At 66.9% G+C, this 26,785-nt stretch carries 24 protein-coding genes and 1 tRNA gene; 9 read left to right on the top strand and 16 right to left on the bottom strand.

Annotated features, from left to right (window positions below; genetic code table 11):
- Positions 1-298: 298 nt before the first annotated feature.
- The 3 genes from ACN8ZM_RS05050 (at position 299) to ACN8ZM_RS05040 (ending at position 2,676) form a co-directional block, all read left to right on the top strand.
- Positions 299-790 carry an energy transducer TonB family protein gene (locus ACN8ZM_RS05050; RefSeq protein WP_089450100.1) on the top strand — a complete coding sequence of 164 codons (492 nt, stop codon included), beginning with the start codon at positions 299-301 and terminating at the stop codon, positions 788-790.
- A gap of 293 nt (positions 791-1,083) precedes the next feature.
- Positions 1,084-2,394 (top strand): MFS transporter, encoded by a 1,311-nt coding sequence (locus tag ACN8ZM_RS05045; protein ID WP_420210698.1) that lies wholly within the window; start codon positions 1,084-1,086, stop codon positions 2,392-2,394.
- 102 nt (positions 2,395-2,496) lie between these two features.
- Positions 2,497-2,676: a hypothetical protein gene (locus ACN8ZM_RS05040; RefSeq protein ID WP_420210697.1), complete on the top strand. Its 180-nt coding sequence runs from the start codon at positions 2,497-2,499 to the stop codon at positions 2,674-2,676.
- Positions 2,677-2,691: 15 nt separating this feature from the next.
- Here ACN8ZM_RS05040 and waaC read toward each other — a convergent pair whose 3' ends face one another.
- Positions 2,692-3,687, bottom strand: a complete 996-nt coding sequence (gene waaC, locus ACN8ZM_RS05035; protein WP_043183086.1) for a lipopolysaccharide heptosyltransferase I — start codon at positions 3,685-3,687, stop codon at positions 2,692-2,694.
- A gap of 178 nt (positions 3,688-3,865) precedes the next feature.
- Between waaC and ACN8ZM_RS05030 the strand changes: the two genes are divergently transcribed.
- Entirely contained in the window at positions 3,866-5,425 is a 1,560-nt protein-coding gene (locus ACN8ZM_RS05030) for a chloride channel protein (protein ID WP_420210696.1), read from the top strand.
- Between the two features lie 116 nt (positions 5,426-5,541).
- Here the strand turns inward: ACN8ZM_RS05030 and ACN8ZM_RS05025 are convergent, their stop codons facing one another.
- The 5 genes from ACN8ZM_RS05025 to ACN8ZM_RS05005 form a co-directional block, all read right to left on the bottom strand.
- A complete protein-coding gene (locus ACN8ZM_RS05025) occupies positions 5,542-5,943 on the bottom strand; it encodes a YXWGXW repeat-containing protein (protein ID WP_089450097.1) in 402 nt (133 codons plus the stop codon).
- Positions 5,944-6,103: 160 nt separating this feature from the next.
- Positions 6,104-6,358 carry a cell division topological specificity factor MinE gene (minE, locus tag ACN8ZM_RS05020; RefSeq protein WP_006486661.1) on the bottom strand — a complete coding sequence of 85 codons (255 nt, stop codon included), beginning with the start codon at positions 6,356-6,358 and terminating at the stop codon, positions 6,104-6,106.
- Between the two features lie 12 nt (positions 6,359-6,370).
- Entirely contained in the window at positions 6,371-7,186 is an 816-nt protein-coding gene (gene minD, locus ACN8ZM_RS05015) for a septum site-determining protein MinD (protein ID WP_043181745.1), read from the bottom strand.
- A gap of 59 nt (positions 7,187-7,245) precedes the next feature.
- Complete coding sequence (gene minC, locus ACN8ZM_RS05010) at positions 7,246-8,019, bottom strand: septum site-determining protein MinC (protein WP_043181744.1); 774 nt, start codon at positions 8,017-8,019, stop codon at positions 7,246-7,248.
- 168 nt (positions 8,020-8,187) lie between these two features.
- Positions 8,188-8,700 (bottom strand): GNAT family N-acetyltransferase, encoded by a 513-nt coding sequence (locus tag ACN8ZM_RS05005; protein ID WP_043181742.1) that lies wholly within the window; start codon positions 8,698-8,700, stop codon positions 8,188-8,190.
- Between the two features lie 669 nt (positions 8,701-9,369).
- Here ACN8ZM_RS05005 and ACN8ZM_RS05000 point away from each other — a divergent pair.
- Positions 9,370-10,530: an alkane 1-monooxygenase gene (locus ACN8ZM_RS05000; RefSeq protein WP_420210695.1), complete on the top strand. Its 1,161-nt coding sequence runs from the start codon at positions 9,370-9,372 to the stop codon at positions 10,528-10,530.
- 102 nt (positions 10,531-10,632) lie between these two features.
- On the opposite strand, the gene ACN8ZM_RS04995 is transcribed toward ACN8ZM_RS05000, so the two are convergent.
- From ACN8ZM_RS04995 to serS, 3 genes are all read right to left on the bottom strand, one after another.
- Positions 10,633-12,168, bottom strand: a complete 1,536-nt coding sequence (locus ACN8ZM_RS04995; protein ID WP_043181740.1) for a methyl-accepting chemotaxis protein — start codon at positions 12,166-12,168, stop codon at positions 10,633-10,635.
- A gap of 484 nt (positions 12,169-12,652) precedes the next feature.
- Positions 12,653-12,743: transfer RNA gene (locus ACN8ZM_RS04990), tRNA-Ser, on the bottom strand.
- Positions 12,744-12,871: 128 nt separating this feature from the next.
- Positions 12,872-14,173, bottom strand: a complete 1,302-nt coding sequence (gene serS / locus ACN8ZM_RS04985) for a serine--tRNA ligase (RefSeq protein ID WP_043181736.1) — start codon at positions 14,171-14,173, stop codon at positions 12,872-12,874.
- 263 nt (positions 14,174-14,436) lie between these two features.
- On the opposite strand from serS, the gene ACN8ZM_RS04980 reads away from it, so the two are divergent.
- Positions 14,437-14,703 carry a DUF2164 domain-containing protein gene (locus ACN8ZM_RS04980; protein WP_011351259.1) on the top strand — a complete coding sequence of 89 codons (267 nt, stop codon included), beginning with the start codon at positions 14,437-14,439 and terminating at the stop codon, positions 14,701-14,703.
- Between the two features lie 43 nt (positions 14,704-14,746).
- Here the strand turns inward: ACN8ZM_RS04980 and ACN8ZM_RS04975 are convergent, their stop codons facing one another.
- From ACN8ZM_RS04975 to ACN8ZM_RS04965, 3 genes are all read right to left on the bottom strand, one after another.
- Positions 14,747-16,057, bottom strand: a complete 1,311-nt coding sequence (locus tag ACN8ZM_RS04975) for a replication-associated recombination protein A (protein WP_043181735.1) — start codon at positions 16,055-16,057, stop codon at positions 14,747-14,749.
- Between the two features lie 190 nt (positions 16,058-16,247).
- Entirely contained in the window at positions 16,248-16,937 is a 690-nt protein-coding gene (gene lolA, locus ACN8ZM_RS04970; RefSeq protein WP_043181732.1) for an outer membrane lipoprotein chaperone LolA, read from the bottom strand.
- 46 nt (positions 16,938-16,983) lie between these two features.
- On the bottom strand, positions 16,984-19,293 hold the full coding sequence (locus tag ACN8ZM_RS04965) for a DNA translocase FtsK (protein WP_043181729.1): 2,310 nt from the start codon (positions 19,291-19,293) through the stop codon (positions 16,984-16,986).
- 439 nt (positions 19,294-19,732) lie between these two features.
- On the opposite strand from ACN8ZM_RS04965, the gene trxB reads away from it, so the two are divergent.
- The 3 genes from trxB to ACN8ZM_RS04950 all read left to right on the top strand — a co-directional run bounded on the left by trxB (position 19,733) and on the right by ACN8ZM_RS04950 (position 22,222).
- Positions 19,733-20,695, top strand: coding sequence for a thioredoxin-disulfide reductase (gene trxB, locus ACN8ZM_RS04960; RefSeq protein ID WP_041492769.1), 963 nt, complete (start codon positions 19,733-19,735; stop codon positions 20,693-20,695).
- A 137-nt stretch (positions 20,696-20,832) separates the two neighbouring features.
- Positions 20,833-21,612 carry a Smr/MutS family protein gene (locus tag ACN8ZM_RS04955; RefSeq protein WP_420210694.1) on the top strand — a complete coding sequence of 260 codons (780 nt, stop codon included), beginning with the start codon at positions 20,833-20,835 and terminating at the stop codon, positions 21,610-21,612.
- Positions 21,599-22,222 carry a trimeric intracellular cation channel family protein gene (locus ACN8ZM_RS04950; protein ID WP_043183085.1) on the top strand — a complete coding sequence of 208 codons (624 nt, stop codon included), beginning with the start codon at positions 21,599-21,601 and terminating at the stop codon, positions 22,220-22,222. The genes ACN8ZM_RS04955 and ACN8ZM_RS04950 overlap by 14 nt, the downstream gene beginning before the upstream one ends.
- An 87-nt stretch (positions 22,223-22,309) precedes the next feature.
- On the opposite strand, the gene ACN8ZM_RS04945 is transcribed toward ACN8ZM_RS04950, so the two are convergent.
- From ACN8ZM_RS04945 to ACN8ZM_RS04930, 4 genes are all read right to left on the bottom strand, one after another.
- Positions 22,310-23,428, bottom strand: coding sequence for an ABC transporter ATP-binding protein (locus tag ACN8ZM_RS04945; RefSeq protein ID WP_043181723.1), 1,119 nt, complete (start codon positions 23,426-23,428; stop codon positions 22,310-22,312).
- A gap of 112 nt (positions 23,429-23,540) precedes the next feature.
- The gene (locus tag ACN8ZM_RS04940) at positions 23,541-24,398 is read right to left on the bottom strand and encodes a carbohydrate ABC transporter permease (protein ID WP_420210693.1); all 858 of its coding nucleotides are present in this window, start codon (positions 24,396-24,398) and stop codon (positions 23,541-23,543) included.
- A complete protein-coding gene (locus ACN8ZM_RS04935) occupies positions 24,388-25,326 on the bottom strand; it encodes a carbohydrate ABC transporter permease (protein WP_043181720.1) in 939 nt (312 codons plus the stop codon). Before ACN8ZM_RS04935 ends, ACN8ZM_RS04940 begins: the two co-directional genes overlap by 11 nt.
- Positions 25,327-25,464: 138 nt before the next feature.
- The gene (locus ACN8ZM_RS04930; protein WP_043181719.1) at positions 25,465-26,712 is read right to left on the bottom strand and encodes an ABC transporter substrate-binding protein; all 1,248 of its coding nucleotides are present in this window, start codon (positions 26,710-26,712) and stop codon (positions 25,465-25,467) included.
- Positions 26,713-26,785: the final 73 nt, after the last annotated feature.

Below are 26,785 nucleotides of genomic sequence, written 5' to 3'. Positions count from 1 at the left end.
TCGGCAGCAGTGCTGCCTGCGGTAGCCGCTGCGCCCTGGCGGATCATCGCCATGTGCCTGCGTACCACTCGCGTTGCTCGCCTTTCTTTCAACCTTGCAACACGCACGCCGGGATGCACACGTGCGGCAGCCGCGCGAGCGTGCTGTCACATGTCACGTCATATCGCGATGCACGGGCGCCCGCTCCCTCGTCATCAGCGATCGCATCATCCGGCATCGCCCGTTATGCGTTTCTCCCGATATCGGCTCGCGTCCGTGCGCCTATCATTTTTTTATAGTCACTTCTGGCTAGCCCCCCATGCGCCCCCTTCCCCGTCCGCGCGTCGACCGGCTGCGTGCAGTTGCGCTGGCCGTCGTCGCCATGCTCGCGGCGTGCACGATCACGCCGCCGCCGTCGCTGCACTCGATCCTGACGATTCCGTCGATCACCCGCAGCGGCAGCCTCGACCAGTACCGCGTCGAAGTCGCGCAGCGTGTCGCCGAACGCAATCCGTCCGGCATGCTGCGCGGCACGCCGCAGGCGATGCTCCGCTCGCTCGTCGTCGTGGCCTTCACCGTCGATGGCAGCGGCCGGCTCGTCAACGCGTCCGTCTATCGCAGCAACGGCGACAGCGAAGCGGAAGCGCTCGCGCTCGCGTCGCTGCGCCGCGCGGCACCGCTGCCGCCGCCACCGTCGCGGCTGCTCGACGGCAACGGCCGGCTCGAATTGATGGAAGGCTGGCTCTTCAACGACGACGGCCACTTCCAGTTGCAAAGCACCGCGTCGGCGCAGGCGCAATCGATCGACTGATCGGCCGCCGCCCCGCGATTGCCGGTACGCGGCGGCGCTGGCTATAATTTTCCGCAATCGCGCGGCCATCACGCCGTGCGCGCGTTCGCGCGCCCCACCCGGCATGCGAGCCGACCACGCCGGCACCGGGCGGCGGCGACATACCCGTCTCCATCGTCGACCGGCGGGTGACGTCCGCGCCACGGCGCGCGTCCACGCCGCCACCGCATCATCCGCTCGGCTGCCGCCGGCAGGCGTCCGCCTGCCCGACCGCACGCTCAGCCGACCGCCCCAACGACAAAACGGAGACATCCATGTCCGCACCCCCCCCGACCGTTGCACACGCAACCGGTTCGGCCGGCGCCGTCAGCCACCGGCGCATCGTGTTCGCGAGCTTCATCGGCACCGCGATCGAGTTCTACGATTTCTACGTGTACGCAACGGCCGCCGCGCTCGTCATCGGCCCCGTCTTCTTCCCGCACGGCTCCGCAACCGCACAGGCGCTGTCCGCGTTCGTGACGTTCGGCATCGCGTTCATCGCACGCCCGATCGGCTCGTTCCTGTTCGGGCACTTCGGCGACCGCATCGGCCGCAAGTCGACGCTCGTCGCGTCGCTGCTCGTGATGGGCGTGTCGACCACCGCCATCGGCTTCGTGCCGGGCTACGACTCAATCGGCGCGCTCGCGCCGGTGCTGCTGTGCGTGCTGCGCTTCGGCCAGGGGATCGGCCTCGGCGGCGAATGGGGCGGCGCCGCGCTGCTCGCGACCGAGCACGCGCCGCAGGGCAAGCGCGGCTGGTTCGGGATGTTCCCGCAGCTCGGGCCCTCGGTCGGCTTCCTGATGTCGAACGGCCTGTTCTTCGCGCTCGCGCTGTCGCTGTCGGACGAGCAGTTCCGCAGCTGGGGCTGGCGCATCCCGTTCCTGGTCAGCGCGGTGCTCGTCGCGCTCGGCCTGTACGTGCGGCTCAAGATCACCGAAACGCCCGCGTTCCAGGCCGCGCTCGATCGCAACGAGCGCGTGCGCGTGCCGGTCGCGACGCTGATCACGCAACACTGGCAGCCGACGCTGCTCGGCGCGCTCGCGATGGTCGTCTGCTACACGCTGTTCTACATCTCGACGGTGTTCTCGCTGTCGTACGGCGTGTCGGCGCTGCATATTCCGCGCCAGAGCTTCCTCGGCCTGCTGTGCTTCGCGGTCGTGTTCATGGGGCTCGCGACACCGCTGTCCGCATGGGCGTCGGACCACTTCGGCCGCAAGCCGGTGCTCGTCGTGGGCGCGATCGCCGCGCTGCTGTCGGGTTTCGCGATGGAGCCGCTGCTCGGCAGCGGCTCGATGCCGCTCGTCGCGCTGTTCCTGACGATCGAGCTGTTCCTGATGGGCGTGACGTTCGCGCCGATGGGTGCGCTGCTGCCGGAACTGTTCCCGACCAACGTCCGCTATACGGGCGCGGGCGTCGCGTACAACCTCGGCGGGATTCTCGGCGCGTCGATCGCGCCGTACATCGCGCAACTGCTGGCGGCGCGCGGCGGGCTGTCGTGGGTCGGCGGTTATGTATCGGTTGCGGCGGCAATCAGCCTGATCGGCGTGCTGCTGATGCGCGAAACGCGCGACGCATCGCTCGTCTGAGACTCCGGGGCGACCCGGGTTGTGCCGTGACCGGCGCTGCCTATACTCGATCCTGGGTGCGCCGCTGCGCGCCCCCCGGGATCCCGCCCCGAAGGAGCCGCCATGAACATTCGCCTCGGTAATGCCGATCTCGTCCTGATCCTCGCGCTCGCGCTGGGTGGCGCGCTGCTGCTCGCGCTGCGCTTCCGGCCGAAGACGTGGCGCGGCCTCGTGTTCGAGGCACTGCTCGCGAATCTGGCGGCCATCGCCGCTGTGCTCACCATCGAAGCGATGCTGGCGTAAGCCCGCCGACAACCGTCAGGCGGCGGCGTGCACCGGCAACACGTCGCAGACCGGCGCCACGGCATCGATGGCAGCGAGTGCATCGGCCAGGCTCGGCGGCGCGCCGGCGGCGCCGATCGACAGCGAATGCGGCGCGCCGCCGATACCGAAGTGGTCACGCGACGTGGCCACGAACATCATCACCGTCGGGCGCTGCAGCGCGTGCGCCAGGTGCACCAGCCCCGTGTCGACCCCGACGACCAGCGCAGCCCGGCTGATCGCCGCGGCGAGTTCGCCCAGCGACATGGCCGGCAGCACGACCGCACCAGGCGCGCGCGCGGCGATGTCCTGCGCATCGCCATGCTCGGCGGGCGAGCCCCACGGCAGCAGCACGCGCAAGCCACGCGCCATCATTCGGGTCGCGAGTTCGGCCCAATGATCGGCCGGCCATTTCTTGTCGGCATTCGACGTGGCGTGGAACAACAGCACGAACGGCGCGCCTTCGGCAACGATCGGCGGCAACGATACGTCTGGCGCAACGATCCCGTACGACGCAATGCCTTCGGGCGTGTAGCCAAGCGCCTCGCCCGCGCTGACACGCATGCCGTGCCACGCGTCGCAGGCCGGCTTCGGGCCGAAGCGATGCGAATACGCAAAGCGGGCACCTGTTTCGCCGAGATCCGGCGTACGGTAACCGACTCGACGCCGGGCACGTGCCAGCGCCGCAATGATCGCGCTCTTGTAGACGCCGTGCAGGTCGATCACCGCATCGTAGCGATGCCGGCGCAACGCGCCGATCGACGCCGAGATCGCCTTCAGGTCGCCGGTATTTCTCATCTTCTTGAAACGGCGCAGCGGCGCGCACAGCACGGCGCTGACGCCCGGATGCCAGCGCACGATCTCGGCACACGACTCGTCCACCGCCCAGTCGACCTCGACGCCCGGAAAGGCACGGTGGAGATCCGCAACGACGGGTAGCGTCTGGATGACATCGCCGAGCGACGTCACTTTCACGATCAGAATGCGTTTCACGTTTGCGGGGGAGTACATGGAGCGGTGCATTTCGGCATGCTAATAAGATCGGGGACGCTTTAGAATTACCGCTGAATTACATTTGTAACAAAGCGTTTGGATATGTCGAGAATTGTAGAGCTTATTGTCGCCCGGGTTCTTTTTTTATAATCGTGTCTTTGCCTTCCGGCCCGCGCCAATGCCACGCCCTGCCCTTCCCGCCCTGTTTCCCGCCCTCACCCGACGCTCGGTGAGAATCTGGCGCCAGTACGGCGTTTTCTGGCTCGGCGCGATCGTCGTCGGTCTCGCGGCCGTGCTTTACGCGCGCCTGATCGACTGGGGCTACGAGAGCTTCCGCACGATGCGCGATCACGCCGCGTGGCTGCCGCTGCTGCTGACGCCGGCCATCGCGGCGCTGTCGGTATGGATCACGCGCCGCTTCTTCCGCGGCGCCGAGGGCAGCGGCATCCCGCAGGTGATCGCGACGCTGCATGCGCGCCCGAGCGCGTTCGGCTCCCGGCTGCTGACGCTGCGCATCCTGTTCGGCAAGGTGCTGGTCTCGTTCCTCGGCATCCTGGGCGGCTTCACGATCGGCCGCGAAGGGCCGACCGTGCAGGTCGGCGCGGCGCTGATGTTCAACCTGCGGCGCTTCTATCCGCGCTCGAACGCGCAGATCGAACGCCAGCTGGTACTGGCCGGCGCGGCGGCCGGGCTGTCGGCCGCGTTCAATACGCCGCTCGCCGGGATCGTGTTCGCGATCGAGGAACTGACGCGCAGCTTCTCCGCGCGCGCCAGCGGCGTGCTGATCACCGCGATCATCCTCGCCGGCGTCGTCGCACTCGGCCTGAACGGCAACTACACGTATTTCGGCACGATCGATGCCGGCCCCCATTTCCCGAAACTGCTGGCGCTCGCCGTGCTGGTCACCGCGATCGTGACGGGGATCGCAGGCGGCCTGTTCTGCTGGCTGCTGCTCAACACGGGACGCTGGCTGCCCGCGCAGTTGCTGGGCCTGTATCGCGAGCGGCCGATCGCGTTCGCCGCGCTGTGCGGCTTCGCGATCGCCGTCGTCGGCCTCGTATCGGGCGGCACGACCTTCGGCAGCGGCTATGCCGAGGCGCGCGGCCTGCTCGACGGCAGCCAGCATCTGTCGGTGTTCTACCCGTTCCTGAAGATGATATCGATGGTCGCGTCGTACCTGCCGGGCATCCCGGGCGGGATCTTCGCGCCGTCGCTGTCGATCGGCGCCGGGTTCGGCAACCTGCTGCACGTCGTGTTCAGCAACATGAGCCTGCCGATGCTGATCGCGCTCGCGATGGTCGGCTACATGGCGGCCGTCACGCAGTCGCCGATCACGTCGTTCGTGATCGTGATGGAGATGATCAACGGTCATGCACTCGTGATTTCGCTGATGGCCACTGCGTTGGTGTCGAGCCGCGTATCGCGCTTTTTCGCGCCGCCGCTCTACGAAACGCTCGCCCAGCGCTATCTCGCGCCGCCCGTCGCGGCCGCGGAACCGGCTGCGGCAGCCGCTGCCACCGCGGCGAGCGCGACGGTGGCAACCGGCGTCACCGAGCCGCAGGACGCGACCGCCGCGCCCGCCGATCCGCTCGACACGCTGCGCGACGAAGGCGGCGACGAGCCGTCCGCCGCCGCACCGGCCGAACGTGCAGCACATGCGCCGGCGCCGCCCGAAGACGAGCCGGCTGCGGCCGGGACGAACGGCCCGGCGCAGCCTGGCCCGCGCGACGCTCAGTAGATCACGACGGGTGCCGGCCGGTAGTACACGGGCCGTGCCGGCACGACGATGCACCCGGCCAGCGTGATCGCGACGAGCGCGATGGCGATTGCGGTTCGTTTCATCGCTCGCCTCCATCATGCCCAGTGGCCACGGGTCCAGAACCAGTTCGGACCGCGCTGGTCCCAATGGCCCGGCACCCATTGCATGCCGACACGCTCGGCTTCCCAGTGGCCGCCGATCCACACGTAGCGGCCATGATCCCAGTGCCAGTGCCCGCGATCCCATACGTAGCCCACGCGCGTGGCCGGCACGACCTCGTAGCGCACCGGCGGCGGCGCATTCGGCGCGACCACGACGATTTCCTCGGTGCGCACGGCGACCGGTTCGGCGACGACCACGCGGCCCTGCGGCGCGATCACGGGCGTGCCGACGAGAATCTCGTCCGCACGTGCGGCAAGCGGCGCGACGACGGCTGACAGGCTCGCGGCAAGCAGTGCGAGCGAAACGATACGACGTTGAACGATAGAGACAGCCATCACAACCTCCTGGTTGAACAAGTTACGCGAGCGTATTCGTTCAATGCGGGAGGTGCGGTTACGGCCGACAGACGCCTTGTTACGGCGTGCCCGAAAGTGCAACAGGGCGTAAGACGCGCACGGCGGCGAGTGCCGCCGTGCGGAGGGATACCGGCAACGGTCAGGCTTGCGGGATCTCGATCTTCACTTCGAGGACTTCGAGATCGTCCTGGCGCTCGAGGCTCACGCGGATGTCATCGTTCGAAATATGGACGTACTTCGAGATGACCGCGACCAGCTCTTTCTGCAGCGCCGGCAGGTAATCGGCCGGCGGCCGGCCGCCGACGCGCTCGTGCGCGATGATGAGCTGCAGGCGCTCCTTCGCGACCGATGCGGACTTCTTCTTCTCGCCGAGGAGAAACGAAAGGATGGACATGGTCGGCCTCCGTTACTTGCTGCCGAAGAGGCGCTGCAGCAGGCCCGGCTTCTGGTAGTCGGTGAAACGCAGCGGCTTGTCTTCGCCGAGGAAGCGCGCGACGACGTCCTTGTACGCTTCCGCCACGTCGGTGCCATCGATATGCACGGCCGGCAGGCCCTGGTTCGATGCATGCAGCACGGCTTCCGACTCGGGCACCACGCCGATCAGCTTGATGCGCAGGATCTCGCTGATGTCCTCGAGCGACAGCATCTCGCCTTCGCTGACGCGCTTCGGGCTGTAACGCGTGATCAGCAGGTGTTCCTTGATCGGATCCTTGCCTTCGGTCGCGCGCTTCGTCTTCGACGACAGGATGCCGAGAATGCGGTCCGAGTCGCGCACCGACGACACTTCCGGGTTCGTGACGATCAGCGCTTCGTCCGCGAAGTACATCGCGTGCAGCGCGCCTGCCTCGATACCGGCCGGCGAATCGCAGACGATGTAGTCGAAGTCCATCGCGACGAGGTCGTTCAGCACCTTCTCGACGCCGTCACGCGTCAGCGCATCCTTGTCGCGGGTTTGCGACGCCGGCAGGATGAACAGGTTCTCGCACTTCTTGTCCTTGATCAGCGCCTGGTTCAGGTTCGCTTCGCCCTGGATCACGTTCACGAGGTCGTACACGACGCGGCGCTCGCAGCCCATGATGAGATCGAGGTTGCGCAGGCCGACGTCGAAGTCGATCACGGCCGTCTTGTGGCCGCGCAGCGCGAGACCGGACGCAAAGCTCGCGCTCGTCGTCGTCTTACCCACGCCGCCCTTGCCCGAGGTCACCACGATGATTTTTGCCATTTACCCAATACCCTGTGTTCGTCAATGAGAGCCGATCGATCCGGAGCGCACCGCGTGGATTACGTCAGGCGCAGCGGTTCGATCATCAGTTTTTCCTCTTCGAGCCGGATCTGCACCGATTTGCCCAGTACTTCGGCGGGCAGCGGGTTCTCGGTTGTTCGATAGATACCCGCGATCGAAATCAGTTCCGGCTCCAGACACGTGCAGAAAATGCGCGCGTCGTGATTGCCGTGCACGCCCGCGAGTGCGCGGCCACGCAACGGCGCGTAGATGTGGATATTGCCTTCCGCGATGATCTCCGCACCGTGACTGACCGGCGCGAGCACCACGAGGTCTCCTTTCGCGTAAATCTGCTGCCCCGAACGCAACGGCCGGTCGATCACGAGCGTCTGGCCCCCCGCGTGCAACAACGTCGGCGCGGGCTCCTGCGCCAGTTCGACTGCCCGAGCGGCGGCGGCTTCGACGACGGGCGCCGGCGCCGGCTCCGCTTCGTCGGCGTGCTTTGCGGCCGGCGCACGGCGATCGCGCGCTTCGAGCAACGGCAGGCCGGCTTCCCCCGCCCAGCCCTGCGTTGCCAGCGCGACGACACCCACCGGGCGCATCCGCACGTCGTTCAGCATCTGGCGGATGTCCGCCAGCGCGACGCGTTCGCCGTCAGCCAGGCGGCGGACGTCGATCGCGACGACATCGTCGGCGAAAAACTCGGGAGTCGCTTCGAAGCGCTTGACCAGTTCGGTACGCAACGCGTCGAGATCGGTCGTCTTCACGGTGAACAGCAACGTATCGACCGATCCGCTGCGCAGCTCGAAGAATGGCGATTTTTTAAGCGACATGGACACTCTGCAAAAATTTTTTGCGTATTTTACAGGCGTCCACGCGCGCGGCCATTATTTTTGGGGAGCCGGGTGGTGGTGGCCCGGGCGGGCGCACAACCGGCAGGCGGGCAGGCAGCGGGCGACCGGACCTTCATCGCGCCGTGCGGCCCGCGTTCTGACGTCGCGTCAGTGCTTCACCTGCGACACGTACAGCGATTTCATCGCGCCCGGCATCCGCGCAATCGGCGCGTGTTCGCCGGTGTTGCCGAAACCGGCACGCTCGTAGAAGCGGATCGCATTGCGGTTCGCATCGGCAATCCATGCGTAGACATCCTGGGCGCCGCGCTCGGCGAGCCAGTCGGTGGCCGTCTCCAGCAGCAGCACGCCGCCGCGCAGATGACGCACCGCGTGCGCGACCCACAGCTCGCTGACGAACGCGCGCCGATCGGGCGTATTGTCGAAATACGCGCCGATCATGCCGGCCGGATGGCCTTCGGTATACAGCAGGAAAGTCGTCGATTCGTCGGACACGGCGCGCTGCGCGGCAATCGCCGACGCTGCGTCCGCTTCGACGTTCAGCAATTCGGCCTCCGGCGCTTCGCCGGGCGCGTAGGGCTCGCGCAGCGATGCGGCGCGGAGTTCGCGATACACGCCGCCCTGGTCGGCAACGATACGACGAACGGTCAAGGTCGAACTCATGCAGGCACAGCCCCCTTCGGACAGCAAGCTATTAGCTTCAACCGAAAGCGGGGCATGAGTCAAATCGTTATTTTCAAATGGCAGCGCGAATTGAAAGGCGGCGGGGGCCGCCAGCTGTCTTGCGAGCGGCCAATGTGCAGGTGCAGCATCGCCACGTCGATGCGTGCGTCAGGACGACGGCCATGACCGCTTCGTTCGACGCATGTCGCCAGTCGCCTTATGGCATGAGGCAATCGCCTGCCGGAGCTTGCGGACTTCATCGCGGAAGCCGTAATGATCCGTAATACTTGTAACCCCAAAAGCAGGCGTCGCGGGGACTCGCCGCGTTCCGCATATTGCATCGCAACATTTGTTGTGAGCCTGCAGCGTCGACACCCGAACGCGTCACGGTACCCGATCCGTCTGACAAATCTGCCGCCCGCGCGGGTCGATCCGGCGTTCCCCGCATGTTTCAATCAGCGTGCGCGGCCCCTTCCCTGCCTGCGCCGTGCGCCCCCCTCCGTTTGGAGCCACGCGCCTAGCGCTGGAGTTTGGCAAGCGTGCGCATGGGTCGTATAACAGGCAGAACCGGGTGACGATCCGGTAGAACCGCGCGTGCGTCGCGGACCAACGAGAATTCGAACAACCGGACAGGCGGCCGCCCTCGGGCCGGCCGGCAGGAGGGAGACAATGGCAATGACCGACGGATCGGCTTCGGGCTGGTCGGATGGCAAGCGTTACCTGTGGCTGCTCGGCGCGCTGACGATCACGCTGCCGATTCTCGCCGCCCAGCTCGCGCTGTCGACGGGCCTGCACGTGTTCTGGTGGTTCGGCCCGCTGTTCGCGTTCGGCGTGATCCCGATCCTCGACACGCTGATCGGCGACGATCGCGACAACCCGCCCGAGGCCGTCGTGCCGCATCTCGAACGGGAGCGCTACTACCGGCTGATCGTCTATCTCGCGACCTTCGTCGAATACGTCGCGTTCTTCGTGTGCGTCTGGATCGTCGGCACCCACGCGCTCGCATGGTACGACTACGTCGGCTTCGCGCTGTCGCTCGGCGCCGCGACGGGCATCTCGATCAATACCGCGCACGAGCTCGGGCACAAGACCAACCGCTTCGAGCGCTGGCTCGCGAAGATCACGCTCGCGCCGGTCGCCTACGGCCACTTCTACGTCGAGCACAACCGCGGCCACCACGTGCGTGTCGCGACGGCCGAGGATCCGGCGAGCGCGCGCTACGGCGAATCGTTCTGGGCGTTCCTGCCGCGCACCGTGACCGGCAGCATCCGCTCGGCGTGGCGGCTCGAGAAGGCCCGCCTCGAGCGGCTCGGGCATTCGCCGTGGACCTGGCGCAACGAGGTGCTGCACGCATGGGCGATGACCGTCGTCGTGTGGAGCATCGCGATCGCGATGGCCGGCAAGGTCGTGATCCCGTTCCTCGTGATCCAGGCCGTCTACGGGGCGTCGCTGCTCGAAGTCGTGAACTACGTCGAACACTACGGGCTCGGCCGCCGCAAGCTGCCGAGCGGCCGCTACGAACGCTGCACGCCGCAGCATTCGTGGAACAGCAATCACGTCGTCACCAACCTGTTCCTGTACCAGTTGCAGCGGCACGCCGACCATCACGCGAATCCGACACGCTCGTACCAGGCGCTGCGCCACTTCGACGATTCGCCGCAACTGCCGGCCGGCTACGCGACGATGATCCTGTTCGCGTACGTGCCGCCGCTCTGGTATCGCGTGATGAATCCGCGTGTCGTCGCGCACTACGGCGGCGACATGGCGCAATCGAACATCAAGCCGTCGATCCGCGCCCGGGTGCTCGCGCAATATCCGGCCGCGGCGTGATCGTGGGGGACGGGCCGGTGTTAGCCGGCGCCGGCGCGCGGCCCAAGGCCAACGCCACGCCGCCCCCCGGTTCCGTTTCAGCCCGGCGCGACGGCGCCGCCGTCAGGCCATTTCAGGCAGCCTGAACACGGCCACCGCGTGCCGCAGCGCGCTCGCCTGCTCGGCCAGCGCCTGCGTCGCGGCCGACGCCTGCTCGACGAGCGCCGCGTTGCGCTGCGTCGCTTCGTCCATCTGCGTCACCGCGATGTTCACCTGCTGGATGCCGCCGCTCTGCTCCTGCGACGCGGACGAGATCTCGCCGACGATCGTCGTGACGCGCTGCACCGCGCCGACGATCTCGTGAATCGATTCGCCCGCACGGCCGATCAGCACCGCGCCCTCGTCGACCCGCCGCGTCGACTGCTCGATGAGCCCCTTGATCTCCTTCGCGGCGGCGGCGCTGCGCTGCGCAAGCGTCCGCACTTCCGCCGCGACAACCGCGAAGCCGCGCCCCTGTTCGCCCGCACGCGCGGCCTCGACCGCTGCGTTCAGCGCGAGGATGTTGGTCTGGAACGCGATGCCGTCGATCACCGCGATGATTTCGCCGACCTTCGCCGAGCTGTCGGCGATACCGTTCATCGTGCCGACGGCATCCGTCATCACGCCGCCGCCTGCCGCCGCGATGTTCGACGCGTCACGTGCCAGTTGCGCCGCGTGCTGCGCGTGCTCGGCCGACTGGCGGACGATGCCCGTGAGTTCGGTCATGCTGGCGGCCGTCTCCTCGAGCGACGCGGCCTGCGCCTCGGTACGCGCCGACAGGTCATGATTGCCCGACGCGATCTGGGCGCTCGCCGTCGCGACGGCTTCGGCGTGCGTACGCACTTCGAGCACGACCCCCGACAGGCTCGCCTGCATCGTCTGCAACGCGCGCAGCAGGTCCGCGATCTCGTCGCGGCCGGCCGCGTCGACGTCGCGCGTCAGGTCGCCTGCGGCGACGGCCTGCGCGCACGCCACCGCGCGGTCGAGCGGACGCAGGATCGCGCGGCTGAACAGGAACGCGCCCACCATCGCGACGCCGAGCACGACCAGCATCAGCACGAGGCTTGCGGTGGTGGCGTGCTGCGCGTCGCGGCTCGCCTGCGCCGATACGGCGGCACTCTCGTCGGCGATCGACTTCGCGGCCCGCTCCAGCAGCGCCGCGGGTTCGCGGTCGACACCCGCCACGGCGGCATCGCCGGCCGACGGTTCGAATCCGGCAGCCTTGAACGCGTCGAACCCGCGCCGGTAGCCCTCGCCCATCGCCGTGTGCGCGCGCATGAACTGCTCGACGAGCGAGCGACTCTCGCCGGGCGGCAACTGGTGAACGAGCTGCGCGGCGAGCGTATCGACCGTCCGCTCGCGCGTCTGGAACGCCTGCCAGTACCGGTCGAGCTTGTCGGGCTGCTTGCCGCGCAGCAGCGTGTCCTTCCATTCCTGCACCTGCAGCTTGAATTGCACGAGCGTGGCCGACACGAGCCGTTCGTCGCCGACGTTCGTCTGCACGTCTTCGGCAAACGTATCGATCGACCGATTGAGAATGTGGATACCGTACAGCGCGCCACCGAACATCAGCAGCAGCGCGATAGCGAATGCGAGGGGAATCTTGTAGCTCAGCTTCATGGAACCTTGAATCGACGGGGAACGATGCGGTCCGGCACGGGCGCCGGCCGCCGCCTCGTGTTAACGGCGCAGGAAGCGCGGGCTTAAAGCTGAAGAAAGCGGGGGAGACTGGATACGCGCGACAAGACCGGCCAGTCCGATCAGGTCGGATGCGTCGCGCGGCCCGGCGGTCGCGGCCCTGCGCGGGCACGCCACTCAGCGGCGCACGACGACGAACGACGCGGATGCGAGTACGAACAGCGCCATGCCCGTCAGGACTTTCGAGACTCGGTTGTTCGTCAGGGAGACGCGGTGCGTGCCATTCAGCGCCGCTGTATCGAGGACGCGGCACGATCATGCACGCGGTGGGTGCTGCGGCATCAGCACGATCCGGATTGCCGACGGTCAAGCTGTTGCCACTGCAACGGCTTGCGATACGACACACGCGTCGCGGGCCCAAAACGAAAAACCCCTTGATCCTTCCGGATCAAGGGGCTTCGTATTTTGGCGGAGAGGGTGGGATTCGAACCCACGGTACGGGGAAACCGTACGCCTGATTTCGAGTCAGGTACATTCGACCACTCTGCCACCTCTCCTTCCTTACTGCATTTCGCGGTTGGTCGTTTCCGCGAAAGAAAAGATTATAGAACGATCTCTTCGAAACCCACAAGCCCTTTTTGCAAATATTTTTACGAGAGCATCAAGGGCTTGCAGGCGCGCGATCTTACGACGCCTTCACGGGCGCGTCGATGCGCTCGATGCCACCCATGTACGGACGCAGCACGTCCGGCACCGTGACCGAGCCGTCCGCGTTCTGGTAGTTCTCCAGCACCGCGACGAGCGTACGGCCGACGGCGAGACCCGAACCGTTCAGCGTATGCACGAGCTCGGGCTTGCCCTGCGCGTTGCGGAAACGCGCCTGCATCCGGCGCGCCTGGAACGCTTCGGTGTTCGAGCAGCTCGAGATCTCGCGGTAGGTGTTCTGCGCAGGCAGCCACACCTCGAGGTCGAACGTCTTCGCGGCCGAGAAGCCCATGTCGCCCGTGCACAGCGTGATCACGCGGTACGGCAGGCCGAGCTTCTGCAGGATCGCTTCCGCATGGCCGACCATCTCGTCGAGCGCCGCGTACGACGCTTCCGGCGCGACGACCTGCACCATCTCGACCTTGTCGAACTGGTGCTGGCGGATCATCCCGCGCGTGTCGCGGCCGTACGAACCGGCTTCCGAGCGGAAGCACGGGGAATGCGCGGTCAGCTTGATCGGCAGTGCGGATGCATCGACGATCGACTCGCGCACGGTGTTCGTCAACGAGATTTCCGACGTGGAGATCAGGTATTGCGTGACCTTGTTCTCCTCGCCGCCCTTCTCGACGCGGAACATGTCGTCCGCGAACTTCGGCAGCTGGCCCGTGCCGTACAGGATCTCGGGGTTCACGATGTACGGCGTATACGTTTCGGTATAGCCGTGCTGCAGCGTGTGCGTATCGATCATGAACTGCGCAAGCGCGCGGTGCAGGCGCGCGATCGAGCCGCGCAGCATCGTGAAGCGCGCGCCGGCGAGCTTCGCGCCGGTCTCGAAATCGAGGCCGAGCGGCGTGCCGACGTCCACGTGATCCTTCACCTCGAAATCGAACTGGCGCGGCGTGCCCCAGCGGCGCACTTCGACGTTGTCGGCTTCGTCCTTGCCGACCGGCACGCTTTCGTGCGCGATGTTCGGCATGCCCAGCATCAGGTCGGACAGCCGCGCCTGGATTTCGCCGAGCTTGGCTTCTCCCGCCTTCATTTCGTCGCCGATCCCGCCGACCTCGGCCATCACGGCCGACGTGTCCTCGCCCTTCCCCTTCATCGCGCCGATCTGCTTCGACAGGCTGTTACGGCGCGCCTGGAGCTCTTCGGTGCGGGTCTGGATCGCGCGGCGTTCCGCTTCGAGGGCGGAGAACGCGGCGATGTCGAGGGTGTAGCCGCGATCGGCGAGGCGCTGGGCGACGCCGTCGAGGTCTTTGCGCAGCAACTGGATGTCGAGCATGGGAGGACTTGGAGAATCGTTGTGTAAGACGGGAATTCTAACGCACCGCGGGGCCGCCACGGCACTGGCCGGACGGACAATGCTGCAAACGGGCGATGACCGGGGTGCGGCGGCCATGGCAGTATCGCATTGCCGGTCCGCCCGTCGGCACCCGCCGAATCGCGCGGCATCGACGCGCGGCGGATCGCGAAACATCCGTGTGCGCCTGCCGCAGTGCATCGAGCGAGGCACCCGCCACCCGTCACAGCTACTCAAGGAACCCGATGGCCATCGAACTGGACAAGGACGTACGCGACCGCGCGATCGCGTCGCTGCAACGCTATTTCACGGAAAACATGGACGAGCCGATCGGCAATATCCAGGCCGGCGCACTGCTGCACTTCTTCGTCGAGGAAATCGCGCCCGCGATCTACAACCTCGCGATCGCCGATGCGCAGCAGAGCCTGCACGCCCGCGTCACCGAACTCGACATCGAGTGCCATCAGGAGCCGTTCGGCTACTGGAAGAAACAACCGGCTCGCAAGCGCTGACACACTCTCGGCGGCGCCGGCCTCACCGGGCCGCACGCGCCCCTCAGTCCTTCTTGCCGGCCTCGCGGTCGAGTTCGCGCAGCCACGCGAGCTTGTCGGCGATCTTCGATTCGAGCCCGCGCGGCACCGGCTTGTACCAGCGCGGTTCGCGTATCCCGTCCGGCAGGTACGTCTCGCCGGCCGCATACGCATTCGGCTCGTCGTGCGCGTAACGGTAGGCATGACCGTAGCCGAGTTCCTTCATCAGCTTGGTCGGCGCGTTGCGCAGATGCACGGGCACCTCGCGCGACTTGTCCTGCTTCACGAACGCCATCGCCTGGTTGAACGCGTTGTAGCCCGCGTTGCTCTTCGCTGCGCACGCGAGATAGATCACCGCCTGCCCGAGCGCGAGTTCGCCTTCCGGCGAGCCGAGCCGCTCGTAGGTTTCGGCCGCGTCGTTCGCCATCTGCAGCGCGCGCGGATCGGCGAGGCCGATGTCTTCCCACGCCATCCGCACGATCCGCCGCGCGAGATACTTCGGATCCGCGCCGCCATCGATCATCCGGCAGAACCAGTACAGCGCGCCGTCCGGGCTCGAACCGCGCACCGACTTGTGCAGCGCCGAGATCTGGTCGTAGAAGTTGTCGCCGCCCTTGTCGAAGCGCCGCGCGTTCAGCGTCATCGCGCTGCTGACGAACTCGGCATCGATCGTCGCAACGCCGGCCGACGTGGCGGCCGTCTGCGCCTGCTCGAGCAGGTTCAGGAAGCGCCGCGCATCGCCGTCCGCATAGCCGACCAGCGTATCGATCGCCTTGTCGTCGAACGCAAGGCCGTCGAGCGCGATTTCCTGTGCGCGCTTCAGCAACTGGCGCATCTCGTCGTCGTTCAGCGACTTCAGCACGTACACCTGCGCACGCGACAGCAGTGCCGAATTGACCTCGAAGCTCGGGTTCTCGGTCGTCGCGCCGATGAAGGTCACGAGCCCCGACTCGACGAACGGCAGCAACGCGTCCTGCTGGCCCTTGTTGAAGCGGTGGATTTCGTCGACGAACAGGATCGTGTGGCGGCCGGTGCGGTTCAGCGTGTCCTTCGCCTGCTCCATCGACTCGCGGATGTCCTTCACGCCGCCGAGCACCGCCGACAGCGCGATGAACTCGCAGTCGAACGCGAGCGCGGTGAGCCGCGCGAGCGTCGTCTTGCCGACGCCGGGCGGCCCCCACAGGATCATCGAATGCGGCTTGCCCGATTCGAACGCGAGCCGCAGCGGCTTGCCTTCGCCCAGCAAATGCGTCTGGCCGATCACCTCGGCGAGCGTCTTCGGCCGCAGCGACTCGGCGAGCGGCCGGCGCGGCTCGACTTGAAACAGGTCGGACATGAACCCTCGCTCCACTTCAAACGGTAGCGGCCGAACGCGGCCGCCGGACCCGACATTATGACAGCCGCGCGAAAGCCCCGCCGCGCCTGGTGCCCGTATCCGGTGCCCGCGCCTGGTGCCCGCGCCCGGAAACAAAACGGGCCTGCCGTCGCCGGCAGGCCCGTTGCGGGAGCGCGGCGCGCGGCGCCGGTCAGCCGGTAATCACGTCCGCGCCCTTCGGCACGACGAACTTGAACGTATCGCCCTTCAGCGGCGGATTGGTCTGGATGTTCGTAAACGTCAGCAGCGTGACGTTGCCGAACACGTCGTGCAGCTCCATCGCGGCGAGCGTGCCGTTCTTGAAGCCGATGCCGATCCGCTGGAACTGCGTGTCCTGCGCCTTCGGCAGCATCTCGAGCCACTCGATGCCGCCCTTCTCGCCGGCATCGCGCAGCGTGTAGTTCTTCTCGAGATCGTTGCTGCCGAACAGGATCGCGGCCGGGCTCGCGCCCAGCGCGCCGTTCAGCTTGCGCTCGGTGACCTGGTTCAGGTCGCGGTCGTACACGTAGAGCTTCTCGCCGTCGGCCTGCAGCACCTGCTGGTACGGCTTCTGGTACGTCCAGATGAACTTGCCCGGGCGCGCGAACACGAACGTGCCGCTCGAATTGTCGGTGGGCTTCGGCACGGCCTGCACGGCGCTCGCGCCCTTCGACGGTGCCTTGACGATCTGTTGCGTGAAGTCGCCCTTCGCCGAACGCACCTGCGACACGAACGCCTTCAGTTGCTCGGTGCCGCCCGCGAACGCGTGCGTCGCCGCGAGCATCAGCGATGCGCCGGCGAGCGCCGCGCCGAGCCAGCGCCGCGTCGAACGAAGGGACATTGCGAACGAATGTTGCTGCATATTGCGGTTTTCTCCCTGGGTGGCCGGCGCTGCGAGCGCCGCGGACTCATTCCGCGTCGCGCGCCGGCACAAGAATTTCGCGGTTGCCACTCGACGACATCGCCGACACGAGCCCCGACTGCTCCATCTGCTCGAGCAGCCGCGCCGCGCGGTTATAGCCGATCCGCAGGTGGCGCTGCACGAGCGAGATCGACGCGCGGCGGTTCTTGATGACGATCTCGACCGCCTGGTCGTACAGCGGATCAGACTCGTCGCCGCCTTCGCCGGTTCCCGCGCCGGCCGAGCCCTCGTCGCCGTCGGCGGTGCCGCCTTCGAGCAGGCCCTCGACGTAGTTCGGCTCGCCCTGCTCCTTGAGCTTCTCGACGACGCGATGCACTTCGTCATCCGCGACGAACGCGCCGTGCACCCGCACCGGCAGCCCGGTGCCCGGCGCCAGGTACAGCATGTCGCCCATCCCGAGCAGCGATTCGGCGCCCATCTGGTCGAGAATCGTGCGCGAGTCGATCTTCGACGACACCTGGAACGCGATCCGGGTCGGCACGTTGGCCTTGATGAGGCCGGTGATCACGTCGACCGACGGACGCTGCGTGGCAAGGATCAGGTGGATGCCGGCCGCGCGCGCCTTCTGCGCAATCCGCGCGATCAGTTCCTCGACCTTCTTGCCGACGACCATCATCAGGTCGGCCAGCTCGTCGATCACGACGACGATGTTCGGCAGGCGGCCAAGCGGCTCCGGATCTTCCGGCGTCAGGCTGAACGGATTCGGCAGCTTCTCTTCGCGCTTCGCGGCCTCGTCGATCTTGTTGTTGTAGCCGGCCAGGTTGCGCACGCCGAGCTTGCTCATCAGCTTGTAGCGGCGCTCCATCTCCGCGACCGTCCAGTTCAGCGCGTGGCCGGCCTGGCGCATGTCGGTGACGACCGGGCACAGCAGGTGCGGAATGCCTTCGTAGACGCTCATTTCGAGCATCTTCGGATCGATCAGGATCAGGCGTACCTGGTCGGCGGTCGCTTTATACAGCAGCGACAGGATCATCGCGTTGATCCCGACCGACTTGCCCGAACCGGTCGTGCCGGCGACCAGCAGGTGCGGCATCTTCCCGAGATCGGCGCACACCGGCTTGCCGCCGATGTCCTTGCCGAGGCTCAGCGTCAGCGCCGACGATGCGGCCGCATAGACTTCGGAGCCGATGATCTCGGACAGGTGCACCGTCTGGCGGCGCTGGTTCGGCAGTTCGAGCGCCATGTAGTTCTTGCCGGGGATCGTCTCGACGACGCGGATCGACACGAGCGACAGCGAACGCGCGAGATCCTTCGCGAGGTTGACGATCTGGCTGCCCTTCACGCCGGTGGCCGGTTCGATCTCGTAGCGCGTGACGACCGGGCCCGGATACGCGGCGACGACGCTCGCCTCGACGCCGAAGTCCTTCAGCTTCTTCTCGATCAGGCGCGACGTGAATTCGAGCGTATCGGCGGAAATCGCCTCCTGCGCCTTCGGCGCGGGATCGAGCAACGACACCGCCGGCAGCGTCGAATCGCCCGGCAGGTCGGTGAAGAGCGGCACCTGGCGCTCGCGCTCGACGCGCTCGGACTTCACCGGCGTGACGACCGGCGGCACGATCGTCACGGGCTCGTGATCCTCGATGCGCACGCGCTCCTCCTCGACCTTGCCCTCGCGGCGCACGGCCGCGGCCTCGCCGAGCTTGCGGTCGCGCTCGGCCTCGCGGCGCAGCTTCGCGACGTTGACGGCGGACAGGATCGCGCCGCCGACGCGCTCGGCGACCGACAGCCACGAGAAGCGGAAATACAGCGACAGGCCGATCGCCAGCGCGATCAGCAGCAGCAGCGTGCCGCCCGTGAAGCCGAACGCGTGCGACATCGCACCCGCGACGGCCTCGCCGACGACGCCGCCCGGCGCACGCGGCAGCTGCACCTTCAGCGACCACATGCGCAGCGCCTCGATGCCGTCGCAGGCCAGCACGACGAGCACGAACGCGAGGATTTCGGTGAGCCAGCCGATCGGCCGCTCGGGTTCGTCCGTGACCGCCTCGTGGCGCGTGATGCGGCGATAGTTGACGGCGATGCGCCGCGCGAGCGGCACGATCAGCCAGTAGGCCGACAGGCCGAACAGCAGCAGGATGATGTCGGCCGTCCACGCGCCGACGCGGCCGGCCCAGTTCGAGATGTGGTCCACCTGGGCGGCGTGCGTCCAGCTCGGATCGCGCCGGCTGTAGCTCAGCAGGGCCATCACCAGAAATGCGCAGAGCGCGACCTGGAGAATCCAGCGGATCTCCGTGAGGAGCTTCGACATCCGGTGCGGCAACGCCTGTGCCTGGGCGGAATAAGGAGCTTTTGCCATGAATCCGTATAAAGAGGACGGGCCGTGCGCCCGCCTGTCGTTCGATCCCGCTTATTGTAAACGCTGCACCGGGCCGCCAAGTGTAAATGACGGTTACATAAGAGGGCCGGGGTACGGCCGGCCCCGCGGACGCGCTCCGCAGCGGCCCTTTCACCCTGGTCCGGCCGGCCGTCGGGCACCGCTGCTGCGCCGCCCCGAGCCGGCGCCCCGCCCTGCCGCACCCGTGCGGCAACGCGTCGCCGCGCGCCCCGCCCGCCCCGCGTGCGCGGCCGTTGCGCCGCCCGACACTATCGCCTCGATTGAAACTCTCGTTCGGCAGCGCAGCAACGGGGCCTTTATAATGCGCGTCTGATACCCATCTATGACGGCATCCCGGTCAACCCGGATCGTACGGCGAGCCCCACCCCGCCCGCCGCGGCCGCCTTTTACGGATTCGCACATGTCCACGCCCAAACACGCCAAAGTCCTGATTCTCGGTTCCGGCCCCGCCGGCTACACGGCTGCCGTCTACGCAGCACGCGCCAACCTGTCCCCGGTGCTGATCACCGGCATCGCGCAGGGCGGCCAGCTGATGACCACGACCGATGTCGAAAACTGGCCGGCTGACGCGAAAGGCGTGCAGGGTCCGGAGCTGATGGCGCGCTTCCTCGAGCACGCCGAGCGCTTCAACACCGAAATCATCTTCGATCACATCCACACCGCGAAGCTGCACGAGCAGCCGATCCGCCTGATCGGCGACTCGGGTGAATACACGTGCGACTCGCTGATCATCGCGACCGGCGCGTCCGCGCAGTATCTCGGCCTGCCGTCCGAAGAATTGTTCATGGGCAAGGGCGTGTCGGCCTGCGCGACCTGCGACGGCTTCTTCTATCGCGGCCAGGAAGTCGCCGTGATCGGCGGCGGCAACACGGCCGTCGAGGAAGCGCTCTACCTGACGGGCATCGCGAAGAAGGTCACGGTGATCCACCGCCGCGACAAGTTCCGCGCGGAACCGATCCTGATCGACCGCCTGCTGGAGAAGGAAAAGGAAGGCGCCGTCGTGATCAAGTGGGATCACGTGCTCGACGAAGTGACGGGCGAAGATTCGGGCGTCACGGGCCTGCGCATCAAGAACGTGAAGACCGGCGCGACGGAAGATCTCGCCGTGCAGGGCGTGTTCGTCGCGATCGGCCACAAGCCGAACACGGACCTGTTCCAGGGCCAGCTCGAGATGAAGGACGGCTACATCCTGACGAAGAGCGGCCTGCACGGCAACGCCACGTCGACGAGCGTCGCGGGCGTGTTCGCCGCGGGCGACGTGCAGGACAACGTGTACCGCCAGGCGATCACCAGCGCCGGCACGGGCTGCATGGCCGCGCTCGACGCGCAGCGCTACCTCGAAAGCCTGCACGACAAGAAGTAAGCCGCGAGACCTGCCGCGCCGGGCGCTACAATGGCGTCCGCTGCCGCGAAGCGGGTCTGGCCGGACAAGCCGCTGCCGCCGTGCAGCGGCTTTTTTTTGCCCGCGCGCCCGAACGCGCCTGCCCTGCGTACCGAATCATGGCGAAGAACCAGCCCCATCCGAGCGATCCCGCGAAGCGGCAGATCGCCGCCCGTCCCGCGAACCCCGCGCCCGTCGCGCCGGCGCCCGCGCCCGATCCCGCCGCGTTGCGCGGCCAGGGGCTCGCCGGCCTCGGCGCGCTACGCGCGAACCTGAAGGGCGAAACCGAGCGCCGCGAGCGCAACCGCGTCGAAACCGCCAAGGCCGAGCGCAAGGCGGAAGCGGACGCGAACCTGTTCCGCAACGAGATCGGCACGATCCAGCCGCTCAATGCGCCGCCGCGCGCGGCGGCCGGCCGCACGCCACCGGACCCGGTGCCGAAGCAGACGCAGCGCGACGAGGAAGCCGTGCTAAACGCGACGTTGTCCGACGAATTCGATCCCGAGACGCTGCTCGACAGCGACGACTCGCTGTACTACCACCGCCCCGGCATCAGCCGCGACGTGGTGCGCAAGCTGCGCAGCGGCGCGTGGATCGTGCAGGCGCAGATCGACCTGCACGGGATGCGGCGGGACGAGGCGCGCGATGCACTCGCCGAATTCATCCGCGAAGCCGGCAAGAAGGGGCTGCGCTGCCTGCGCGTGATCCACGGCAAGGGGCTCGGCTCGATCGGCAAGGAACCCGTGCTGAAAGGCAAGGTGCGCGCGTGGCTCGTGCAGAAGGAAGAAGTGATCGCGTTCTGCGAGGCGCGCGGCAACGACGGCGGCGCCGGCGCGGTGCTGGTGCTGCTGCAGCCGTTCGCGGCGCCGGGCGACCGGGGGCCGCGTGCCGCATCCTAGGCTGACGCTCGCGATCGCGATACTGGAGGCGATCGCCACGCTGGCCTTTGCGATCTCGGGTTTCATCGAGGCGCGCAAGAACCGTCTCGACTCGGTCGGCACGTTCGTGGTGGCGCTCGCCACCGCGTTCGGCGGCGGCACGCTGCGCGACATCCTGCTCGAGCGCCGGCCGTTCTACTGGGTCGTGCACGACGACTACGTGATCGTGATCTTCGTGCTCGCATTGTTCGCGCCGTTCGTGCTGCGGATGCTGTCGCGGCTGTCGGCCGAGCGATTGCTGCTCGTCGCCGATGCGATCGGGCTCGGGATCTTCAGCATTTCGGGCACGGCGATCGCGCTCGACGCCGAGATGCCGCGTTTCATCGCGGTGATGATGGGCGTGATCACGGGCGTGGTCGGCGGGATCATCCGCGACGTGCTGTGCAACGACATCCCGCTGATCCTGCGCGATTCGCGGCCGTATGCGACCTGCGCGTTCGTCGGCTGCTGGTTCTACCTGCTGCTCGTGTGGCTGCAGTTCGATTCCGTCTACAGCGTGCTGCTCGCGACCGGCTTCATCCTCGTCGCGCGACTCGCGACGTTCAAGTTCGACGTGCGGCTGCCGCACTGACTGCCGCTTCGGCATCGACCGTCGCGCCAAAACAAAGGGGCCGTCCGAAGACGGCCCCTTTTTGCTTCATTCAGCGCTCACGCAACATTACGCGATCCGCTCTTCCGACGCCGGATCGAACAGCACGGCCTTCGACACGTCGAACAGCAGCGACAGCGTCTGGGCGGGCTGCGGGTCCGCGGCCGGATGCACGCGGCTCACGATGCGCTTGCCGTTGACCTGCGCGAACACGTGCGTATCCGGCCCGGTCGGCTCGGTCACGTCGACGCGCACGTCGAACGGCTGCAGGTGCGACGCGTCGCCGTTGTGCGCGTGACGCACGTCGGTGATGCGTTCCGGCCGCAGGCCGAGGATCACCTCGCGGCCGACGTGCGACTTCAGCTTCGCCGCGTCGAACGGCAGGTTCAGCGCGCCGCGCTTGACGCCCGTGTCGATCTCGAGCGCGATCCCGCTGCCCTGCTCGACCAGCTTGCCGTTGATGAAGTTCATCGGCGGCGCGCCGATGAAACCCGCGACGAACAGGTTCGACGGCGAATCGTAGATCTCCTGCGGCGCGCCGAACTGCTGGACCACGCCGTCCTTCATCACCGCGATCCGGTCGCCGAGCGTCATCGCCTCGATCTGGTCGTGCGTCACGTAGACGATCGTCGTGCCGAGGCGCTGGTGCAGCAGCTTGATTTCCGCGCGCATCTCGATGCGCAGCTTCGCGTCGAGGTTCGACAGCGGCTCGTCGAACAGGAACAGCGACGGATCGCGCGCGAGCGCACGGCCCATCGCGACGCGCTGGCGCTGGCCGCCCGACAGCTGGCCCGGCTTGCGGTCGAGCAGGTGCTGGATCTGCAGCATCTGCGACACGCGGTCGACGATCTGCTGCTGCTCGCTCTTCGGCACCTTGCGGATGTTCAGGCCGAACGAGATGTTCTCGCGCACCGTCATCGACGGATACAGCGCGTACGACTGGAACACCATCGCGATGTCGCGATCCTTCGGCGACAGGTCGTTGACGACCTTGCCGTCGATGCAGATCTCGCCGCTCGTCACGGTCTCGAGCCCGGCGATCATGTTGAGCAGCGTCGACTTCCCGCAGCCCGACCCGCCGACCAGGATCAGGAACTGTCCGTCCTCGATCTCGATGTCGACACCCTTCAGGACCGGCACCCCGTTCGGGTAGGTCTTGTACACGTCACGGATGGAAAGGCTTGCCATGCTGTGAATCCTCTGTCTCGTCTCGCGCGGCGCACTCGGGCGCCGCGTCGGGTTCGTTTCGATGCGCCGCGCGCGAGGCGCGGCCGGTTCGTCGTATCGGATGAAGCCGCGCTTACCCCTTCACCGCGCCCGCCGTCAGCCCGCGCACGAAGTAGCGGCCGGCGACGATGTAGACGAGCAGCGTCGGCAGCGCGGCGATGATCGCGCCGGCCATGTCGACGTTGTATTCCTTCACGCCCGTCGACGTGTTGACGAGGTTGTTCAGCGCAACCGTGATCGGCATCGAATCGACGCCGGAGAACACGATCCCGAACAGGAAGTCGTTCCAGATCTGCGTGAACTGCCAGATCAGGCACACCATGAAGATCGGCAGCGACACCGGCAGCAGGATCTTCGTGAAGATCGTGAAGAAGCCCGCGCCGTCGATGCGCGCGGCCTTCACGAGTTCGGCCGGCACGCTCACGTAGAAGTTGCGGAAGAACATCGTCGTGAACGCGATGCCGTACACAACGTGCACGAACACGAGGCCCGGAATCGTGTTGGCGAGGCCGAGCATCCCCTGCAGGCGTGCCATCGGCAGCAGGATCACCTGGAACGGGATGAAGCAGCCGACCAGCATCATCGTGAACAGCGCGTCGGCGCCGCGAAAGCGCCAGTGCGTGAGCACGTAGCCGTTGAACGCGCCGATCAGCGACGAGATCAGCACGGCCGGGATCACCATCTGCAGCGAATTCAGGAAGAACGGCTTCATGCCGTCGCAACGCACGCCGGTACACGCGCCGCTCCAGGCCTTCACCCACGGATCGATGGTCCACGTGGTGGGCGGCGTCAGCAGGTTGCCGGTGCGCAACTGGTCGAGATCCTTGAACGACGTCGACAGCATCACGTAGATCGGGAACATGAAATACAGCGCGAACAGGATCAGTGCCGCATAGATCACTGCCCGGCTGATCGTCATCTTAGGCTGCATTGCGGGTGCTCCTCGATTCCATATACATCAGCGGCACCAGCACCGCGACCACGGTCGCGAGCATCATCACCGAGGACGCCGCGCCGAGCCCGAGCTGGCCGCGGTTGAACGAAAACGTGTACATGAACATGGCCGGCAGCGACGACGACGTGCCCGGGCCGCCCGCCGTCAGCGCGACGACCAGGTCGAAGGTCTTGATCGTGATGTGGCAGAGGATCAGCAGCACCGAGAAGAACACCGGGCGCATGCTCGGGATCACGATCTTGCGGTAGATGGTCGGCAACGTCGCGCCGTCCACCTGCGCGGCCTTGAAGATCTCCGCATCGACACCGCGCAGCCCCGCGAGGAACAGCGCCATCACGAAGCCGGTCGATTGCCACACGGCCGCGATCACCACGCAGAAGATCGCCTTGTCCGGATCGTCGAGCCAGCCGAACGAGAAGCTCGTCCAGCCCCAGTCGTGCATCACCTTCTCGAGGCCGAGGCCCGGGTTCAGGATCCACTGCCACGCGGTGCCGGTGACGATGAACGACAGCGCCATCGGATACAGGAAGACCGCGCGCAGCGCGCCTTCGTTGCGGATCCGCTGGTCGAGCAGGATCGCGAGGAACAGCCCGAGCGCGACGCAGACCACGATGAACGGAATCCCGAACCAGCCGAGGTTCGCGGCGGAGGTCCACCACACGTCGTTCTGGAACAGGTCCGAGTAACGGCCGAAGCCGTCGAATTCGTAGTTCGGCAACAGCCGCGAATTGGTCAGCGACAGATAGCCGGTAATCAGGATGAAGCCGTAGATGAACACCACGGCGATCGCGACGCTCGGCGCAAGCACGAGCTTCGGGATCCAGCGATCGGCAAAGGCCGACATCGGCGACGTACGCCGTGCGGCGGCAGCGCCGGATCCGTTTCCGCTAAGAGGGGCAGCCACTTGATTCGACTCCTGGAACGAGGGCGACGCAGGCCGGGCCGGCGCCAGATACGGCACGAGCCCGCGGGCGAGCCCGTTTGCTGCACATGCAAAAACGCCCGGCCGATGAAGCGCTTCCGGCCGGGCGCCTGTCGCGCGTTACTTGACCTTCGCGGCCTTCGCGAGCGCGGCGACCGCGCTCTTCGAATCCTGCTGCGAGTTCATGAACTTCGTCACGACGTCCGTAATCGCGCCGGCGGTCGCATCGCTCTGCGCCATCCCGTGCGCGAGCGACGGCACGAAGCCGCCCGACTTGATCGCGGTCTGCTCGTCGGCATACGACTTCTTCGCGCAGTCGTCGAACTTGTCCATCTTCACGCCGAGGCGTACCGGCACCGACCCCTTCAGCAGGCTGAACTGTTCCTGGAAGTCCGGCGTCATGATCGTCTTCGCGAGCGCGAGCTGGCCCGGCGTCGCCGCCTTGTCGCCCTTCTGCTGGAAGAACACGAACGAATCGACGTTGAACGTGTAAGCATTCGCCGTGCCCGGCACCGGTGCGCAGATGTAGTCCTTGCCCGACTTCTTGCCGGCGTTCTCGAACTCGCCCTTCGCCCAGTCGCCCATGAACTGCATGCCGGCCTTGCCGTTGATTACCATCGCGGTCGCGAGGTTCCAGTCGCGGCCGTTACGGCCGGTATCGAAGTAGCCCTGGATCTTGCGCACCGTGTCGAACACGGACAGCATCTGCGGCGACGTCAGCGTCGCCTGGTCGAGGTCGACCAGCGCCTTCTTGTAGAACGCCGGGCCCTGCGACAGCACGACGTCTTCCCACAGCGTCAGGTCCTGCCACGGCTGGCCGCCCATCGCGACCGGCTGGATGCCCGCGGCCTTCAGCTTGTCGGCCACCGCGAAGAATTCAGGCCAGGTGGTCGGCACCTTCGCGCCGACCTTGTCGAGCGCGGCCTTGTTGATGTACAGCCAGTTCACGCGGTGCACCGAGAACGGCGCCGCGACGGTATGGCCCTTGTATTTGATGATCTTGTCGATTTCCGGCGGCAGGTTCTGCTTCCAGTCGCCGGCAGCGGAATCGATGTTGACGAGCACGCCCTGGTCGGCCCAGTCCTGGATCAGCGGGCCCTTGATCTGCGCGGCCGACGGTGCGTCGCCGCTGATCACCTTGGTCTTCAGCGCGGTCATCGCCGCGGCACCCGCGCCGCCCGCGACCGCGAAGTCCTTCCACACGTAGCCCTGCTTCTGCACGTCGTCCTTCAGCACGCCGACGGCCTTCGACTCGCCGCCCGAGGTCCACCAGTGCAGCACCGTCACGTTCTCGGCTGCCTGCGCCGCCACGGCGCCAGCCATCAGACCTGCGGCGCAGAGCGCGCCCATGATCGAGCGAACTTTCATTACTTATCTCCTCCAGACTGAATCAACTCGTGAGGTTCCCCGACGGGGAACCGGCTTCTTGATAACGACGGGG

Source organism: Burkholderia aenigmatica (genome assembly GCF_048627025.1).
In the GTDB taxonomy this organism is placed as follows: Bacteria; Pseudomonadota; Gammaproteobacteria; order Burkholderiales; family Burkholderiaceae; genus Burkholderia; species Burkholderia aenigmatica.
This window is presented reverse-complemented; position numbering and strand designations above follow the sequence as displayed.

Excerpts from the sequence above, each read along its gene's own strand:
- ACN8ZM_RS04980 (WP_011351259.1), top strand. The coding sequence starts at position 14,437 with ATGGCCATCGAACTGGACAAGGACGTACGCGACCGCGCGATCGCGTCG.
- serS (WP_043181736.1), bottom strand. The coding sequence starts at position 14,173 with ATGCTCGACATCCAGTTGCTGCGCAAAGACCTCGACGGCGTCGCCCAG.
- lolA (WP_043181732.1), bottom strand. The coding sequence starts at position 16,937 with ATGCAGCAACATTCGTTCGCAATGTCCCTTCGTTCGACGCGGCGCTGG.
- trxB (WP_041492769.1), top strand. The coding sequence starts at position 19,733 with ATGTCCACGCCCAAACACGCCAAAGTCCTGATTCTCGGTTCCGGCCCC.
- ACN8ZM_RS05040 (WP_420210697.1), top strand. The coding sequence starts at position 2,497 with ATGAACATTCGCCTCGGTAATGCCGATCTCGTCCTGATCCTCGCGCTC.
- ACN8ZM_RS05030 (WP_420210696.1), top strand. The coding sequence starts at position 3,866 with ATGCCACGCCCTGCCCTTCCCGCCCTGTTTCCCGCCCTCACCCGACGC.
- ACN8ZM_RS04965 (WP_043181729.1), bottom strand. The coding sequence starts at position 19,293 with ATGGCAAAAGCTCCTTATTCCGCCCAGGCACAGGCGTTGCCGCACCGG.
- ACN8ZM_RS05025 (WP_089450097.1), bottom strand. The coding sequence starts at position 5,943 with ATGGCTGTCTCTATCGTTCAACGTCGTATCGTTTCGCTCGCACTGCTT.
- ACN8ZM_RS04945 (WP_043181723.1), bottom strand. The coding sequence starts at position 23,428 with ATGGCAAGCCTTTCCATCCGTGACGTGTACAAGACCTACCCGAACGGG.
- minC (WP_043181744.1), bottom strand. The coding sequence starts at position 8,019 with ATGTCGCTTAAAAAATCGCCATTCTTCGAGCTGCGCAGCGGATCGGTC.
- ACN8ZM_RS05045 (WP_420210698.1), top strand. The coding sequence starts at position 1,084 with ATGTCCGCACCCCCCCCGACCGTTGCACACGCAACCGGTTCGGCCGGC.
- ACN8ZM_RS04955 (WP_420210694.1), top strand. The coding sequence starts at position 20,833 with ATGGCGAAGAACCAGCCCCATCCGAGCGATCCCGCGAAGCGGCAGATC.
- ACN8ZM_RS04995 (WP_043181740.1), bottom strand. The coding sequence starts at position 12,168 with ATGAAGCTGAGCTACAAGATTCCCCTCGCATTCGCTATCGCGCTGCTG.
- minD (WP_043181745.1), bottom strand. The coding sequence starts at position 7,186 with ATGGCAAAAATCATCGTGGTGACCTCGGGCAAGGGCGGCGTGGGTAAG.
- ACN8ZM_RS05050 (WP_089450100.1), top strand. The coding sequence starts at position 299 with ATGCGCCCCCTTCCCCGTCCGCGCGTCGACCGGCTGCGTGCAGTTGCG.
- ACN8ZM_RS05000 (WP_420210695.1), top strand. The coding sequence starts at position 9,370 with ATGGCAATGACCGACGGATCGGCTTCGGGCTGGTCGGATGGCAAGCGT.
- ACN8ZM_RS05005 (WP_043181742.1), bottom strand. The coding sequence starts at position 8,700 with ATGAGTTCGACCTTGACCGTTCGTCGTATCGTTGCCGACCAGGGCGGC.
- ACN8ZM_RS04930 (WP_043181719.1), bottom strand. The coding sequence starts at position 26,712 with ATGAAAGTTCGCTCGATCATGGGCGCGCTCTGCGCCGCAGGTCTGATG.
- ACN8ZM_RS04940 (WP_420210693.1), bottom strand. The coding sequence starts at position 24,398 with ATGCAGCCTAAGATGACGATCAGCCGGGCAGTGATCTATGCGGCACTG.
- minE (WP_006486661.1), bottom strand. The coding sequence starts at position 6,358 with ATGTCCATCCTTTCGTTTCTCCTCGGCGAGAAGAAGAAGTCCGCATCG.
- ACN8ZM_RS04975 (WP_043181735.1), bottom strand. The coding sequence starts at position 16,057 with ATGTCCGACCTGTTTCAAGTCGAGCCGCGCCGGCCGCTCGCCGAGTCG.